Origin of the sequence: Pedobacter ginsengisoli (assembly GCF_030244015.1) — a bacterium.
Classification (GTDB): Bacteria; Bacteroidota; Bacteroidia; order Sphingobacteriales; family Sphingobacteriaceae; genus Pedobacter; species Pedobacter ginsengisoli.
This window is the reverse complement of record NZ_JASSYX010000004.1, coordinates 37,015-53,987: the sequence shown is the minus strand read 5'-3', so window position 1 is coordinate 53,987 and position 16,973 is coordinate 37,015. Positions and strand designations below refer to the sequence as shown.

11 protein-coding genes are annotated in these 16,973 nt (G+C 46.4%); 2 read left to right on the top strand and 9 right to left on the bottom strand.

Annotated features, from left to right (window positions below; translation table 11 throughout):
• Window positions 1–9: 9 nt before the first annotated feature.
• Together QEP08_RS17575 and QEP08_RS17570 are read right to left on the bottom strand one after the other, a co-directional pair.
• Window positions 10–948 (bottom strand): glycoside hydrolase family 43 protein, encoded by a 939-nt coding sequence (locus tag QEP08_RS17575; protein ID WP_285059934.1) that lies wholly within the window; start codon window positions 946–948, stop codon window positions 10–12.
• Between the two features lie 6 nt (window positions 949–954).
• Entirely contained in the window at window positions 955–1,740 is a 786-nt protein-coding gene (locus QEP08_RS17570; RefSeq protein WP_285059933.1) for a carboxylesterase family protein, read from the bottom strand.
• Window positions 1,741–1,880: 140 nt separating this feature from the next.
• Between QEP08_RS17570 and QEP08_RS17565 the strand changes: the two genes are divergently transcribed.
• Window positions 1,881–2,663, top strand: a complete 783-nt coding sequence (locus tag QEP08_RS17565; RefSeq protein ID WP_285059932.1) for an AraC family transcriptional regulator — start codon at window positions 1,881–1,883, stop codon at window positions 2,661–2,663.
• A 76-nt stretch (window positions 2,664–2,739) separates the two neighbouring features.
• Window positions 2,740–3,162, top strand: coding sequence for a VOC family protein (locus tag QEP08_RS17560; RefSeq protein WP_285059931.1), 423 nt, complete (start codon window positions 2,740–2,742; stop codon window positions 3,160–3,162).
• A 7-nt stretch (window positions 3,163–3,169) separates the two neighbouring features.
• On the opposite strand, the gene bglX is transcribed toward QEP08_RS17560, so the two are convergent.
• From bglX to QEP08_RS17525, 7 genes are all read right to left on the bottom strand, one after another.
• Entirely contained in the window at window positions 3,170–5,470 is a 2,301-nt protein-coding gene (bglX, locus tag QEP08_RS17555) for a beta-glucosidase BglX (protein ID WP_285059930.1), read from the bottom strand.
• A gap of 10 nt (window positions 5,471–5,480) precedes the next feature.
• Entirely contained in the window at window positions 5,481–6,146 is a 666-nt protein-coding gene (locus QEP08_RS17550) for a GDSL-type esterase/lipase family protein (RefSeq protein WP_285059929.1), read from the bottom strand.
• 13 nt (window positions 6,147–6,159) lie between these two features.
• A complete protein-coding gene (locus QEP08_RS17545) occupies window positions 6,160–7,908 on the bottom strand; it encodes a family 43 glycosylhydrolase (protein ID WP_285059928.1) in 1,749 nt (582 codons plus the stop codon).
• Window positions 7,905–9,269 carry a glucoamylase family protein gene (locus tag QEP08_RS17540; protein WP_285059927.1) on the bottom strand — a complete coding sequence of 455 codons (1,365 nt, stop codon included), beginning with the start codon at window positions 9,267–9,269 and terminating at the stop codon, window positions 7,905–7,907. Before QEP08_RS17540 ends, QEP08_RS17545 begins: the two co-directional genes overlap by 4 nt.
• 61 nt (window positions 9,270–9,330) lie before the next feature.
• Window positions 9,331–10,812, bottom strand: a complete 1,482-nt coding sequence (locus QEP08_RS17535; RefSeq protein ID WP_285059926.1) for a RagB/SusD family nutrient uptake outer membrane protein — start codon at window positions 10,810–10,812, stop codon at window positions 9,331–9,333.
• A gap of 11 nt (window positions 10,813–10,823) precedes the next feature.
• Complete coding sequence (locus QEP08_RS17530; RefSeq protein ID WP_285059925.1) at window positions 10,824–13,829, bottom strand: SusC/RagA family TonB-linked outer membrane protein; 3,006 nt, start codon at window positions 13,827–13,829, stop codon at window positions 10,824–10,826.
• 246 nt (window positions 13,830–14,075) lie between these two features.
• Window positions 14,076–16,973 (bottom strand): triple tyrosine motif-containing protein, encoded by a 2,898-nt coding sequence (locus QEP08_RS17525; RefSeq protein ID WP_285059924.1) that lies wholly within the window; start codon window positions 16,971–16,973, stop codon window positions 14,076–14,078.

Here is a 16,973-nt window from a genome sequence, read left to right as displayed (position 1 = left end):
GCAGGGGCGTTATCTGATGATGGTCAGTTTGCCCTTGTTTTCTGAAACGCTGTAAATAACCGGCCGTTCTGTCTGGCTGTTTGGCGCATGATAGGAGATTTTCAGTTGTCCGGAGAAATCTCTGAACAACATGGCATGTCCGCCATCATCGTTGTTCAGGGGTTGAGGATCCTGCTTCCATGGGCCATTGATGGTTCCACTTTCAGATCTCGCAACACCAATTGCATATTTTCCGGATTTTGTAAAGCTGGACCATAAGATCAGTAAGCTGCCGCCTTTTGTCCGGTACATAAATGGGGCATCAGTGACATAGCCTGTTACCGACTGTGCAGTTATTGTACCCGTCCATGGGGCGTCGCTGCCTTTAAAAAGAATAACGGGAGCGCCCTCGGTTCTTTTCAGGTCGGCTGACAGGCGCTGGGCCACCACTTCTCCATCTTTAACTTCAAGCCATTCATGGCAATAAATAATCCAGGGCTGACGGGCGGCATCTACAAAGAGTGTACCGTCAAGCGCCATCCAGTTTGCCGGGGTGGTTGCCTGGTTTACGAGCGGCACAAAGCCACCTGTAGGCTTGTCAGAGACCAGGATGGAGGTGCCGCGCATTTTATTGGTGCCACTAAATGTGGCAAACACATAATATTTACCGTTGTAAGCCAGCAGATCGGGTGCCCAGAAGTCTTTTTTGCCCCAAAAATCAGTTCCTGCAGTGAAAATGTTGCCTTCATCTCTCCAGTTTTTCAGGTCTTTGCTGCTATATAGCTTAAATGAAGGTAGTTTATTGACGGCCAGATAATAAGTTTTAGATGCGGGGTCGGCCAATATAAAAGGATCACGGGCCTTTAAAGATGCATAGTCTATCGGATAGGATTGCCTGCCCGGATCAAGCATAACAGAACTCAGTAATAATATGCCTGCTGTGGCAAGCATCAGTGTCAGTCTGATCATCGCGGCTTATTTTCGTTCGTTAGAAAATAACCATGACAACAGTTCGGGCTCTGCGAATGCCGAGTCCCAGCTGTTGTGATTGTCCTCCGGATACAGCGTGATCTTAGGGTCTACGCCAAGTACCTTTAGCTGATCTGCAATGGCAGTCGATAATGCGACAGGTACCACATTGTCTTTTTCGCCATGAAAGATCCACAACGGGGTCTTTTTATATTTCCGGACATTGGCAACGTTGTCCCCTCCGCAAATGGCGAAGGCGGCTGCAAACATTTTGCGTTTGCGTCTCAGAATTTCGTACGTGCCCATCCCGCCCATGGAAAGCCCTCCGATATAAACCCTGTTTTTATCCACGTAAGGTTTGTCTAAAAAATTGTCAATCATCCCCAAAAGCGCATGCATGGATTTGGTGGGTTTTCCTCCGGTCAAAAAGTTAAAGCGCTCTTTGCCGGGCTGATCAGTAAGATCTACGTTTGCCCAGAAGCTGTCACTGCTGCATTGTGGAAAAACAATAATGGCAGGAAACTGCTTGCGGACACTTTCGTTAAGAAATAACTTGCCGCCATGTGTCAGCTGCTTTTCGTTGTCATTGCCACGTTCCCCTGAACCGTGCAGGAAGAAAAGTATGGGGTATTTCTGTTTGGCATCAAAATTTTCAGGGAACAGCAGTCTATAATAAATGCTGTCCTTGCCTTCGATAAAATTCCCCCTGTCGTATTTTTTGAAATCCTGGGCATTGCCGTTGATGGTAACTGACAATAGTACCAGAGTAACTGTTAATTTAAATCGGTCCATCTTACTAAATTAGCAAAATCAGTTTGTCTTTTTAAATTTTTATTTGGGATAGCCGTTGCGGTGAATGCACGCTGGGTGCAGAGATTGGATAAGGGTTACTTGATATTTAGTGTCAGGGGTATTATCTTAGTGAGATAGGAATGAATGTCAGAAATCTCAAACCAGCCGTAGAGGTTGCGGAATATGTCGAAAGGATATTGGTGATTGAAAATCATCAAATGATAACCCCCTTTTCCCTGCCGCTGTTTGCCAATGGTTTACCAACTTTGCTTTTCAAATCAACCAGAGGGATCATTAACAATAGTATGACCACGCATCTTACCCTCTTTGGGCAGACGATTCTTCCGGAGACGATTAGGTTTGATGAGGACTTTACGGCAATTGCCTATTTTTTTAAGCCCTGGTCGCTCAGTTCGGTCTTTGATGTGCCGGCCCGGGAACTGACGGACAAGCCTGTCGATTTGAATCTGGTCATGCCGAAGAAGGCGACTGAACTTCAGGACCGCTTGCTGAATGCCGGTGCTGTGGAAAGCATGACTGCTTTGCTGGACCAATTTATCCTGCTTCTGGTGGCCAGTTCTAAAAGGGAGTCTGATCTGATCAAATATGCCGTGAGCAGGATTGCCGGGCAACCGCTGCCAGAAATTTCTATACTGCTCCAAAAGGAATTGCACATCACTGAAAGGACATTCCGAAGAACGTTCGAGAAAAATATCGGTATTGCACCCAACTTATATAGACGGATCTGCCAGTTTAATGCAGCATTTCAGCAGTTAAACGGCAGGAGCTATGAGAAGTTATCGGACATTGCATTTCAGCATGGCTACGCCGATCAGAGCCATTATATCCGTTCCTTCAAAGAGTTCACCAGCATCACACCTAAAGAATACCTCAACTTTGGCAGTTCGTCAGAAAATACATAATTGTCCGTTTCATTCTATTTTGACTTTCCTGTCAACCCTATTTTTGTTGTATATCATTAATTTAAATTCAATAGAAATGAAAAATCAAATGTATCCATGTTTATGGTTTGACGGACAAGCCAAAGCAGCCGCAGACTACTACTGCTCTATTTTTAAAAACTCCAGGATCACCGCGGAAAACCCGATTGTGGTAAAATTTGAGCTCAACGGAAATCAATTTATGGCCTTAAATGGCGGGGCAAAATACAAACCTACTCCTGCAACTTCTTATGTGGTTGAATGTGAAACTCAGGAAGAAATTGATCATTACTGGGAAAAGCTGGGCGAAGGCGGCAGGTACGACGAGTGCGGCTGGCTTGATGATAAATTTGGTTTTTCCTGGCAAATCGTTCCCTCAGTTTTACATCGGTTAATGGCTGATCCTGAGCGGGCTCCACGGGTGATAGCAGCATTTGTGAAAATGTCAAAATTCAATATTCAGGAATTGCTGGAGGCATAAAGGCGTCTTACTTCATCAATGTAAACTGCGATGCTGTGACATCCCGGGAGTTGCCACCTATATAAACTTTAAAGTCACCGGGTTCTGCTGCGAATTTCAAATTGGTATTGTAAAACTTCAGATCTTCTTCGGTGATTTTGAAAGTCAGTGTTTTGGCTTCTCCCGGATCTAAACTGATCTTTTGAAAGCCTTTCAACTGTTTGACAGGTCTTGTTGAACTTCCGACGAGGTCCTGGATATAGAGCTGTACCACTTCTTTGCCTTCCCTGGAGCCGGTATTTTTAACACTGATGCTTGCGGTAATGGAACCACCGGATTTCAGGGCTTTGCTGCTTAGAGAAAGGTTGCTGTATTCAAATGTGGTGTAACTTAATCCGTAGCCAAAAGGATAAAGCGGATCGTTGCTCACGTCCAGGTAGTTGGAGCGGAACTTGGAAAACCATTTGCCTTCCTGCAAAGGTCTGCCGGTATTCTTGTGGCTGTAATACAAAGGGATCTGACCTACGTTCTGAGGGAAGGTCGCTGTTAGCTTTCCGGAAGGGTTCACGTCGCCAAACAGGACATCGGTGATTGCTGCGCCGGCTTCTGTTCCGCCAAACCAGACATTCAATATGGCAGGAACATTTTCATTTTCCCAGTTCAGGACCAGCGGACGGCCACTAAACAAAACCAGTACAACCGGTTTGCCCGTTTTTAGCAGGGCATGGAGCAATCTTTTTTGTACATCAGGGATTTCCAGGTTTGTCCTGCTTGAAGCCTCACCAGTCATTTCAGAGCTTTCACCTAAAGCAGCCAGTACCACATCAGATTTTTTGGCAATGGATACAGCTTCTTTGATGATTTCTTCTTCAGGCCTGTTGTCTCTGGGAATATCCCTGCCAAACATGGTTGCCCTTTGTTGATAGGCAGTGTCTTCTACCAGATTTGAACCCAGGCTATGCAGGATCTTTACCTGGTTACCCACGAGAGCTGTCATGCTTTCCAATAGGGATTTGGTATTGGCCAGGTCGCTGTTGACACTCCAGGTGCCCGGCATGTTAGCCCCTGTATTGGCCAGCGGGCCGATCAATGCTACGGTTCCCGCTTTTTTTAGCGGAAGCGTCTGGTTTTCATTTTTTAACAGGACAAATGATTGTCCGGCTACTTCACGTGCATATTTGAGATGCTCCGGCTTTAAGATCTCTGTTTTTGCACGCTCTTCATTGCAGTAACGGAAAGGGTCCTCGAACAGGCCGAGCTTGTATTTCGCTTCCAGCACCAGCCGGCAGGCCTGGTCTATCTGCTGCTGCTTTACCCTGCCTTCTTTTAAAGATTTTTTAAGGGTGGTCAGAAATCCCTCGCCCACCATATCCATTTCCACTCCTGCGTTCAAGGATAATGCTGAAACGGTTTGCAGGTCTCCAAGGCCGTGGTCTATCAGCTCGTTCACTGCGGTATAATCTGTCACTACAAATCCTTTGAAGCCCCACTGCTTGCGCAAAACATCAGTCATCAGCCATTTGTTTGCTGTAGCGGGCACTCCATTGATGTCATTGAAAGAGGTCATGACACTTCCTGCGCCCCCGTCTATAGCTGCTTTATAGGGAGGCAAATAATCGTTATACATCCTGTCGAGGCTCATGTCTGTGGTATTGTAATCCCGGCCGGCCTCCGCGGCTCCATATAATGCAAAGTGTTTTACACAGGCCATCATGGTGTTGTATTTGGACAGATCGTCGCCCTGATAGCCGCGGACCATGGCTTTAGCAATCTGGGATCCAAGGTAAGTGTCTTCACCGGAACCTTCAGAGATCCTCCCCCAGCGCGGGTCCCTGGATATGTCGACCATGGGGGAGAAAGTCCAGTTGAGTCCGTCTGCTGTGGCCTCAGTAGCAGCAATCCTTGCGGTTTGCTGGATCATGGGTAAATCCCAGGTACAGGATAGTGCCAGTGGAATGGGGAACGTCGTCTTGTAACCATGAATCACATCCTGTCCGAAGATGATCGGTATTTTAAGCCTGGTATGGTTCACCGCAATTTCTTGTGCCTTGCGGATGCGCGCAGGAGTGGTTAAACTGAAAATACCTCCTACCTGTCCGTTTTTTATTTTGGCCTCTACATTCGTACTTACTGCAGATCCCGTGGTTGCTTCTCCGCCCGTCAGCAGGTTCAGTTGCCCGATCTTCTCATCAACTGTCATTTTAGACATCAATGCGTTGATGAAAGTGTTCATTTTTTGGTCGGCTGTAGCGACGGTTTTTTTCTTTTGGGCTAACGCAGGGGCTGCGGTGGTCAGCAGCGCAAGTAAAAACAGGCAGGTGGCTTTCATAGGTATTTGTTTATTTCTTTTTTAAGTAGGGAGTGATCTCCTTTGCCCAGATTTCATAACCCGCAGGTTTCATATGCAGCATATCATTCTGGAACAATTCGGGTCTCATTTCTCCTTTGCTGTCCAGCATTTTTGTGGCAATATCTATGTAGGCTGCGTTCTTTTGTTTAGCGATAAATTCCCTGACCAGGGCATTCCCCTTAATGACTTCCGGAACGAACTTGCTGCGTGAGGGACTCAGTTTCATGGAAATAAAAGCAATGGAGGTCTTTGGGAGTTCTTTGCGGATGTTGCTGAACAGGGTAGTGAAACGGCTCAGGACCTCCTCTGCGCTGGCGCCTGAGGCAATGTCATTGTCACCGCAATAGATTACGACCTGACGGGGTTTATATCTTAGTATCACCTGGTCGATATTGTCATTGACCTGTGGAAGTACCGATCCGCCGAAGCCGCGGTTGAGGACATTGTATTCCTTATAGATGGTCTCCAAATCTTTCCACATTCTTATGGATGAGCTACCGGTAAAAACAATCCCGTTTTTGGCAGGCATAGCGATGCTGTCCTGACGCTGAAATTGTTGCATCTCTTTCCAGAATGGTTTGTCCTGTGCAAATGAACTGATAGAAAGGCATACCAGCGAGATAAGGAAAAGGCGAAATAAAAAGTTGTGTTTCATTTTAATGTTGATTTTAGTTTACGTTGACAACCTTTGTCCGTGGTGACACACCGCTTTCATTGATTGCTTCGATACTAAAGTAGTAAGTTTTATCTTTATCCATTCCTTTATACCAATACTCATTGGTATTGTAGACCATAATACAGTTGTACAATTTGTCCGGAGCTGTTCCGATGTAGATGTTATAGGCATAAGCATTTTCCACGGGGTTCCATTTGAGCCAGGCGCTCCGTTTGTCTTTTTCAGTCCTGAGTACAGTGAAATCTTTTACAGTTTGCGGCGCCTCCAGATTGGCATTGCCAAATACCCGGAGTCCGCTGATGGCGAATTTCCCGGTTGGCATATGGATGTTCTCCAGTTTGATGAAACGCGCCTTTACCGGCTTTTCGAGTTCGATATAGTCATGCGGAACATCTGTTTTGTTAGCGCTTTTATCTTTTAGAACCGTCCATTTGGTGCCGTCTGCTGAGTACCACAATTTATACTGATGATAGATGTCTGTTTTTTTACCTAAAAATTCAGCATCCTGATCGGCATAATTGATCTGCACGGCATTTACTGTGGAGACCGTACCGAGATCTGTCTGGATCCATTCGTCTTTTTCTCCTGTTTTTGCGCTCCAGTACGTTTTAATGCTTTCATCTACTGCATTATTGGCGTTGTAAGCACCCAATGTAGAAGAAACAGAGACAGGCTTGTTGTAGTTGAGCAGCATCCATCCCGTAAAACCGCTTTTCAAATGATCTGCGGATTTGCTGGGCAGATAATGTGGGTAATCTCCAAACGCAGCATCCATATACATCACGTCATCTTTATCAAAACCCGCAGGCCAGATACCCAGACGGCGCTCAAAGTTGTTCTTTACGGAGATGGCGATGGTAGAAACGTGCCAGTAATTTTTCCAATTGTCCTGGTAAGTAGCGCCATGACCTGCACCCCGTGCAAAGCCGCCTGGCTTATATGAAAAGGGCAGGGACTGATGCTCAAATGGACCTAAGGGGCTTTTGCCTATGGCTACACCATCTGCATATCCGCTGAACTCTGTGCCTGGTGCCCCATATTGAAGGTAGTATTTGCCATTGTGTTTGTTCATCCAGGCACCCTCCATAAATGGATTGAGAAAGGTATTGTCCAGGTATTCTCCGAATCTCTGCCATCCGTAGCGGTCGGGATCGAGTAGTAAAAGTTCTTTCCTGGTTCCAATAGGTGCAAATGTTTTGCGGTTCAGCTCTATTCCATAAAGCGGATAAACGTTGCTGCTGCCGTTGTACATGTACAGTTTTCCATCATCATCTACAAAATGGGCAGGGTCCCAGCCTCCGATCTCAAATTCATGCACGACTTCTTTCCACTCATTCTTTTTTGGATCGGTACTCATCCATATGGGGAAGTTTTTGGAATACGTAGATCCGAATACCAGCATGGTGTCGCCCTGTATCCATACAGACGGTGCGCAGAGGTCATCATAGACCTTGTGCTCGGGCCGGAGGAAATGGCGGGAGACAAACTTCCAGTTGTACATGTCGCTGCTCCACCAGTAGCCCCACTGGTTGGTGGAGAATAAGTAGTAATCTCCTTTGTAATTGACCATCACCGGGTCTGCGGTCGCCCGGTGTTTGCCTTGTTCGGCGAAATTTGGAATGGGCGTATAGCCATAGTCCAGGTTGATCGGGTTACAGTAAGTCGTCTGTTTTTTTTGTGCAGCGGTGATCAGACCGGCAAACAGCAGTACTAAAAGGACGATATATTTTCTGATGCTCATTTTTGCAATGCCGGACTTTCAAAGCCCAATTTTTTTAAACCTTCTTTAATCTCGGGATTACTCATAAATAATTTCCAGAGCAGGCCTGTTCTGTAGTTTTCGATCATCACAATGATGGGCCCCTGGTCTATAGCCAGGTGCGATTTGGCGTACCAGTTGTGCTGCTCACTGAAGGCGTCTACAAAACCGTACTGGCTCCAGATCTTATCACCAAGGTCAAAGTAGAAATGCTTTAGCGCCTGCATTGAGAATTCGGGGGTATAAGGGAAGGCAGACAGGGCTGCGGTAGGAGATATGACACCGAGATCCTCATTAGGGGAGTGGGCCGCATAACCCTGGTAACTGTCGCTGGCTGTGAGCCCCCAACTGTTGGCGCCGTAGCCTTTAAAGTTTTTTGGATTGGCCAGTACGTAGGCGCGGTTGATCAGGGTATGGTTTTTATTTTGTTCCCAATAGTCGGCATACTGGTCTTTCAGGCCTCTGGGGTCTAAACCTAAAAATGAATACTGCGAAAAGAACAGCGGGCCGCCGTTGTCAAAGCCAAGAGGCAGTTTGTACCCATAAAACTCCTTGCCGTTCTTGAAGAAGTTGCTTTGTGCCCAGCCGCGGTGATAGACGGAGGCCGGCACGGGATAGCGTTTGCCGGAGGCGGCCAAAACATAGGTGATCAGGCATTCATTATACCCGCGCAGCGGAAAGTTCATGGCCCAGCCATTGTTCGGGCTCCAGTGCCAGTACAGGACTTCTTCTCCGCCTTTTGTGAACCAGTCCCATTCTATTTCATCCCATAACCAGGTAATGCGGTTTCTCAGTTCGTTTTCTACAGGTGTGTTTGCATTGAAGTATTGTTTTGCGGTCAATAGCCCCTGGAATAAATATGACGACTCCACAAGATCTGCCCCATCGTCCTTCCTGCTAAATGGAATGGTCTTGCCTGTTGCTCCGTTCAGCCAATGCGGAAATACGCCATGGTAAGCGTCAGCCTTGCTTAGGAAATTCACCATTTTTAAAAGAAACCTGGAGGCGCTGTCGCGTGTGATCCATTTTCTGTCGGTCGCAACAATGGTAGCCATGATGCCAAAACCGGTTCCGCCTGTTGTAGTCACTTCATTGCCATAGCCAAAAGACGCATTGCTTCTTTCCCTGGCCAGGCCACTTACCGGATGTGCGAAATCCCAGAAATACCTGAATGTCTGTTTTTGTACAAGGTCGAGCAGCTGGTCGTCTGTCAGGTTCTTTTGGATCTTGAGTTCGGGTTTTATCGCACCAGAGGTTTTGCCCGGTTGGGCCTTTGCACAGGCTGCAAGGAAAAATCCGCAAAACGTCAGCAGGAATACAGTTTTTTTATAGGTATGGATCATGATTTTAAATTTAAGAGGTTGTCCGGACAAGTCAGAACAACCCCTAAAATAGCGATAAGTATTAATTGTATCCTGGGTTTTGGGTCAATTTGCCACCACTCAGGTCAATTTCCGTAGCAGGAATCGGCCATACTTCATTTTTGTTTGCTTTCCAGCCTTTGGGGCCAAAGATCTGTGGTGCGCGTCCCTGGCGGATCACATCAAAGTAACGGTCGTTTTCCATTGCCAGTTCGACCTGACGCTCATGCCAGATGGCATTACGCAGTTCGGTTTTGTCGTTGGTGGTCACGTCTGGCAGTATGTTTGGATTGCCGCCCCTGGCACGTGCACGCACGCGGTTCAGCGAAGATTTAGCCTGTGCCGGATTGCCCAGCTCGTTCGCAGCTTCTGCGTTCATTAGTAAGACGTCTGCAAACCGCGTTACACGTATATTTTGCTGTGCGCCCTCGTTGTATCCTGATACCCGCATGCTGAAAGGAACATAAGATTTTTGATTGTACCGTTCGTTTGGAACCGAATTAGGAATGACATCACCCTGCGGGGTCGTTTCGCCACGGAAAATAATAGTGGCATCTCTGCGCGGATCGCCCGGTTCAAATGCATCGGCTAATGCCTGTGACGGACTGTTGAAACCCCATCCGCCGCCGGTCACACCGGCTACGCCCTGTACCTGGCTATATTGTGAGTTGGATGCAGCAGTATTTCCTTCCAGCAGTTCAGCCTGGATCTCAAATACTGACTCGATGTTGTTCTCGTTCTCGGTACGGAAACCTTTTTCGAAGTTCGGGAAAAGATCATAGCCCAGACCCATGACCTGGTTGGTCAGCGAAAGCACTTGATCCCATTTTTGCTGATACATAGCAACTTTGGCATGCAGGCCCAGTGCCGCACCCTTTGTTGCCCTGCCTTTGTCATCTGCGCCGTAAGATGGCGGCAAGACTGCCGAGGCTTCGGTCAGGTCTTTTTCAATCTGGGCATAAGTTTCTGCTTTTTCTGCTTGAGGAATATTAAATTCAGTTGCATCTTTTGGCTCATGCAATCTGAGCGGCACACGTCCGAAAGCCCTTGCCAGTCTAAAATAAGAATAGGCTCTTACAAATTTGGCTTCGGCTATATATCTTGCCTTCAGATTTTCATCCATGGTAATGCCAGGGATACTGTCTATGGCCTGGTTGCAAAGCCGGATGTTTTGGTACTGACCGTTCCAGAAACCCTGCAACGAACCTTGTGTAGAGGTGACCGTGAAGGTGTCAAAAAGATTGAAAAAGGTAGCATCTGTTGGTGTACTTCCTTTATCTGCCTCATCAGCACCGGTGCTTTCGATCACAATGGCGTTAAAGGCCACATTGTCCCAGTTACGGAGCCGCGCGTATAGGGCGTTTACAGCTTTCCCTGCATCTTCGGCAGTTTTCCAAAACGCTGTTTCAGGCTGTTGTGCCTGAGGCGGAACATTTAGAAAATCCTTTTTGCAAGAGGCGATAAGCATTACGGAGCTCAGTGCGGCAATCGCTAAGCAATATTTTATGTTAATATGTGTTTTCATTGTTGAATCGATTAGAATGTTAAATTGACTCCAAAATTATAAGTCGCAAACAGCGGATACAGGTTAGTATCAATACCAGCATCCAAAGGGGCACCTCCAACTTCCGGACTAAAGCCTTTGTACCCGAAAATATTCACCGCGTTTTGTGCATTGAGGAACAATCTCAATCTTTGTGCTTTCCATTTAGAAGTCAGGGCGGCTGGAAGGGTATAACCCAGCTGGACGTTTCTCAACCTGATATAATCGCCTTTTTCCACGTAAAATGAGTTAGGAGAATTGTTTAGCCCACTCGCAAGGTTCGCTGAGGCATAGTTATTGGACGAGCCCGCTGCCGTCCAGCGGTTCTTAAAGAAATCCTTGGTGTAATTCTCATTACCAAAACGGTTGGCTAGGTTAGAATTCATGATTTCTACGCCCCCGACACCTTGAATGTCCAGCGACAGATCAAAGTTTTTGTAAGCAAAATTGGTGTTGAGACCATAAGTAACCCTTGGATTGGGATTCCCCAGTACAACTCTGTCACGTGAATCGATGATGCCATCGTTATTGGTGTCCGCATATTTAAAATCACCCGCTTTAAAACTATTGTTGGTCCATTCCGCCGCTTCGGCAGCCGTCTGGAACACGCCTGTAACCTGATAGCCAAAAAACTCACCGATCGGGCGGTTGTTTACTGTTCTTGTTGCGAGGTATCCACTGGTAAGACCGGCTCCTCCCGCATAAATCGGGTTATTGCCAGACAGTACGTTCAATACTTTGTTTTGGTTGAAACCAATATTGCCGCTGATGGAATAGGTGAAGCCACCTTCAGTTTTATCTGACCATGAAGCGACCACTTCATAGCCTCGGTTCCGAATATCGGACTGGTTGCTGTTAAGCCGATCGGTTGCTCCCAAACTGCCTAATACTGGAATTCCGAAGATCGCACTTTCCGTAGTACGGCTATAATAATCAGCCTCAATTTTCAGCCGGTTTTCCAGGAATCCCATTTCCAGGCCTGCATCTATTCCATTGCTGCGTTCCCAAAGCAATACCGGGTTCACTATTTTCGTATTGCCCGCACCGGTGTAAGGTTTGCCGCCAAAGAAAGCAATCAGCTCACCCGTTTGGGTAATTGTAGCGGTAGAGGGATTGAAAGGCACTCCTGCATTACCGATCTTACCCCAGCTTCCGCGAAGTTTCAGGTTGCTGAACAGCGTCTGGTCTTTCATGAAGTCTTCGTTGCTGATTACCCAACCTGCTCCGATGGACGGAAAATTACCCCATGCATTGTTACCAAAGAATTGGGACGCACCGTCACGTCTGAAAGAAGCATTCAGCAGGTATTTATTTTTGTAGGCATAATTTACCCTTGCAAAGTAGGAGGCGAAAGTGGAAAGTTCACCTCCGTCTTCAACTGTTTTGGTGCCTGCATTGCCAAGAGCAAGGTAAAGGTCACTTTGTGAGCTGAAAGGTACTCCTTGCGCCTCTGCATTCAAAAAATAATATTTCCTGCGCTGGGCACCTTGCCCAAGCAAAACGGTGAAACGGTGATCTTCTAATTGTTTGTCGAAGGTCAGTGTATTTTCGATGATCCAGTTGCGGCGTTCATTGCGGTCAATGTCCAGCTTGGAGATGGTCGTTTTCTGATTGGTAGTTGCTTCGTACTTAGGTACGTAACCCCTTACTTCCTCCTGTGAGAAATCGCCGCCAAAGCTGGTCCGGAAGGTAAAGTCCCTCAAAAACTTCAATTCCGCGAAGACATTACCGGTTATATTATACTTTGTTGTCCTTTGATTGAAGAAATCCAGTGTAGCTTGTGGATTTATGTTACTGCCGTTACCCAAGTTGAAATCAGCAGGATCTCCGTAGGAGCCATCTGGATTGAACACAGGCACTACCGGCGAAGCCGCATATAATCCCCTGAAGATTGCAGTAGGTGCATCATTGGACCTGCTCGAAGTCCCCGCAACGTTATAGCCGATCTTTAGAGGCTCGAATAGCTGAATGTCGTTGGAAAGCCTGGCTGTATACCGTTTAAAATTGTTCTTTTTAACAATGCCATCCTGATTTAGAAAACCCAGTGAAAGATTGTAAGTCGATTTTTCGGAACCGCCGTTTACGGATAGTTGGTGGTTAGTGATCATCGCGTCCCTTAATACCTGGTCATACCAGTCTGTGCCCTGGCCCAGGTTTGTATTACTGAATAAAGGTGCCTGACCCAATAATGCATAGGCCTCATTGACCGCAGTTGCATATTCACTAGCATTGGTCATTTCTACTTTATTGGTCACGCGCTGAGTTCCGACGGTACCGTTATAGTTGATCGTCGGGTCACCTTTTTTTCCTTTGACTGTTGTTACGAGGACAACACCGTTGGCACCGCGGATACCGTAAATGGATTGGGCAGATGCGTCCTTCAATATACTGATATCAGCAATGTCGGCAGGGTTTAGAAAGTTGATATTTTCATACCATACCCCGTCTACTACATAAAGCGCCCCTGTATTTCCATAAATGGTACTGGTTCCCCTGATGTTGATCTGCGGAGTTGAGCCCGGTGCCCCAAGGTTCGTGATCTGAACCCCGGCAACCTTGCCTTGCAGGCCGCTTACCGGATTGGGTGAGACTTGTTTTGCAATATCTTCGCCCTTTACGGTAGCAACGGATCCGGTCACATCAATTTTTCGCTGTGTACCATACCCCACCACTACTACTTGTTCCAGCATTTCAGATGATGCCGATAAAGATACATTGATCACAGTCTGGTTATTTACCGCAACTTCTTTAGTAGAATAGCCTATATAGGTAATCACCAGGGTTGCATTAGCCGGTGCGCTGACCGCGAATTTACCGGCGGCATTGGTCGTTGTTCCTGTAGTTGTTCCCTTTACCAATATGCCAACACCAGGCAGCGGGTTATTGTCTGCCGAGTCAATAACAGTACCAGTCACAGTAATATTCTGTGCCGAGGCTGTGTTGATCATAAGTAGGAAAAAGAAGGAGAATACAGAAAACTGAGTAAGAATTCTTTTCATACGTTTAAGTTTATTTTAGTTGGTTAAATCTCCGCAGAAGTAGCAGTGATCGCAAAAAAAAGGCCTTCACATTACTACATCAAACACAAGTTTTATATTCTCAGAACAAACAAAACGCAGCCTTGGTTTCGCTAAAAGTCATTGTTTTTATACCTGCATAGCAAATATCACTACAACAATCGCAGAGAGAGAAAAGTATATGCTGAAGAAGCCGGGAAGGGGCTGATGAGAGGTAATGATGTAGTATTATAGCTCCATAAGGAACTCTACCAGGTTCTTGTCGTGGGGTACATCGAGTTTCTTCCGGAGCCTGTAGCGCCGGATTTCGACTCCCCGCAGTGAAATATTTAGTAAAGATGCCATTTCTTTGCTGCTCATATTCATCCTCAGATAGGCACAGAGTTTAAGGTCGTTGGGAACCAGGTCAGGGTGATTTGCCTTCAGCTTTTTAAAGAAACTCTCATGTGCCTCGTTAAAGCTGTTTTCAAAAAGATTCCAGTCACGTTCGTCGTTCATGCCTTCATCTATTACCTTCTGGATTCTGCGCAACTGTTCTTCACCCAGCAGTTTTCCGCTGGAATCTTTCAGTTTGAGGATTTCCTGACTGATCTTTTGCAGCAATTCATTTTTATAAACCAGGCTCATTGCCGAATTGGCCAGCTCTCTGTTCTTGCCTGCAAGTTCTATCTGCAACTTTTCGGTCTGCAGTTGAATGATGTGCCTTTCGTTAGCTTCCGCCTCTTTCCTGAGCAGTTCATCCTGTTCCGCCTGCATTCTTGCCGTAATAATCTGTTTGTCTTTTTTCAGCTTTCTCTCGTAGAGTTTACGCCCCAATAGCAGCAGGCCTGCAAACAAAATTACATACACTACGAATGCCCATTTGTTCAGGTAAAAAGGAGGGAGTACGGTGAATCTGAATGGTGTGGTCTCAGTCACTTGCTGGGCATTGATCCTTGCCCTTACCTTAAAAATATAGGTGCCTGCAGACAAGTTGGTAAAGTCTTTTTGGGAGGCGGCATCCCATTCAGACCAGTTCCTTGAATAGCCCTCCAGAAAATACTGATAAGTCACTTTTGACTGCCGGTAGAAAGGAAGTGCATAAGCAATGCGGATGTTGTTGTGTGTAAAAGGGATCTCTGTCTCTGTATTGCCGTTGCCGGTTTCGCTCAAAATGCGAACGGTATCGGTAATGTCCTCTACCTTACGGATCAAAACGGCCGGAAGATTACGCTTCGCTGGCGTGGCTTGCTGGCTCCCGGCGTCATAAATAATAAAACCGTCATCTACGCTGATCAGGTAAATGCCATTGCTGATCCTGCTGATATTCTCATAATACTGAACCATACGGCCGTTTAGCATACTGAAGGTGCTGGAGTCAATATGAATACGGCCTGGCATGGACAGATCAGCCAATGCAGTCCGTCCATGATCAATAAACCAATATTTTCCGGATCCGGCTGCAATGATTTTATTTGATCCCGCAAAACTGCCCAGAGCCTTGTTCAGCGCAGTATACTTCGAAAAGCGATTGCTGATCTCGTCGTAATTATAAAAACCCTCGTCTGAAGAATATACCAGTTTATTTTGTAAAGAAAAAATATTGATATTGAAATCGTCAGGCAAGCCGTTGCTTTGACTGTAATAATCTAAGTGGAGCACCTTATCAAGGCTGCTATTGAGTTTAAGCCTGTAAAGTCCCTTGTAGGCATGACCTATCCAGAGGTCGCCTTTTTCATCCTGCTCCACATACCTGGACGGTTCCCTGAATCCGGCAATTTCATGATGAAATACCCAAAGACCCTGCTGATTTTTTTTATATGCGATCAGGCCGTTATAGGATCCCTGAATCAGAAATTCCGGATTAGATTTCAGCTTTTTAATGGTCCAGCCGCCGGCCGCATAGGTAATGTTAATAAAACGGTTGCCGTCTACCCTGAAAGTACCGCTGTTGTGTCCGCACAGCAGCTGCCCGTCTATTTCAGTAAGGTCCCATACCTGTCCTTGCGAACCGGGTATCAGTTTAAAATCAAACGAACTGTAACGGCTTTCTGCTGTACCCGGCCAAATGCTGTAAAAAAGGCCCTGATTGGTGCCGAGGTATATGTGGCCTTTGTAAATCAGGCTGGAATATACTGTGCCAAACAGACCGCTCTTGTCAAAGTAGGCATACAGCGGAGAATTGAGCTCTACCCGGTCTATTCCATTGTCCAGGCCTGTCCACAGGTTTTGGTCATTATCGCAGAACAGGCTGAGCACAGTGTTGTTTTGCATTCCGCTGGTCTTATTGATCTGCTGGACCATATTTCCCTGCTCATCAATAATCACCAGGCCGTTAAGGATGGTACCGAAGGCGTAATACCTGCCCATAATGAAACTGCCATTGTTGAGCTGGTACGTTTTTAAAAATTGATCAGCGGAACTTTTAAAAGGGGTATAGCGTTCTCCATCGTATAGAAAAAGACCATTGCTGCTTGTCCCAACCAGCCAGCGCCCGTCTTTATAGGGCAGTACTGTCATGATCAGTCCGGGTAGTAATGGCCCTGAATTTTTTAACGGATACAAAGCGTTTCCTTTCAATTCAAACAGTCCTTTGTTCAATATTTCTACACAAAATCTTTTGCCAATCTGGTGCAGAAACAGAAAACCTTCCGGCCTGGTCAAAACTTTAATCTCGTTTCCCTGGTAGATGTAAATGCATTTGAAGGACTGGAAAATGACCCGGCTTCCGTCGACATAGATCTTCCAAACCTCATCATTGATCTTAAGCGGTTTTGGGATAAGTTTGATCAGCGAAGTATAAACCAGTCTGCGGTTTTTGTAAGACCAGTAACCAAATTCGCCGAAGCCACCTGTATAAATCCGGTCTGAACCGGTTGCTACCGCCCGGACGATCTGCCTGTTGGGCATTTCATACTGATGCCAGTATCTGCCGTCGTAAGTAAGCAGCCCCTGGGCATTGCCAAAATACATTACGCCGTTTCTATCCTTCGCAACAGACCAGTTCTGATTACCAGACTGGTAAACGGACTTGGGATAATTCTGAATATAAGGTACGCCGATACTTTTGATGTCCTCTGCCAGGGCAGCAACCGCAAAAAAGCAAATAACTGCGCAAAGAAGATATTTCAGGGATTTAAGGGTCAT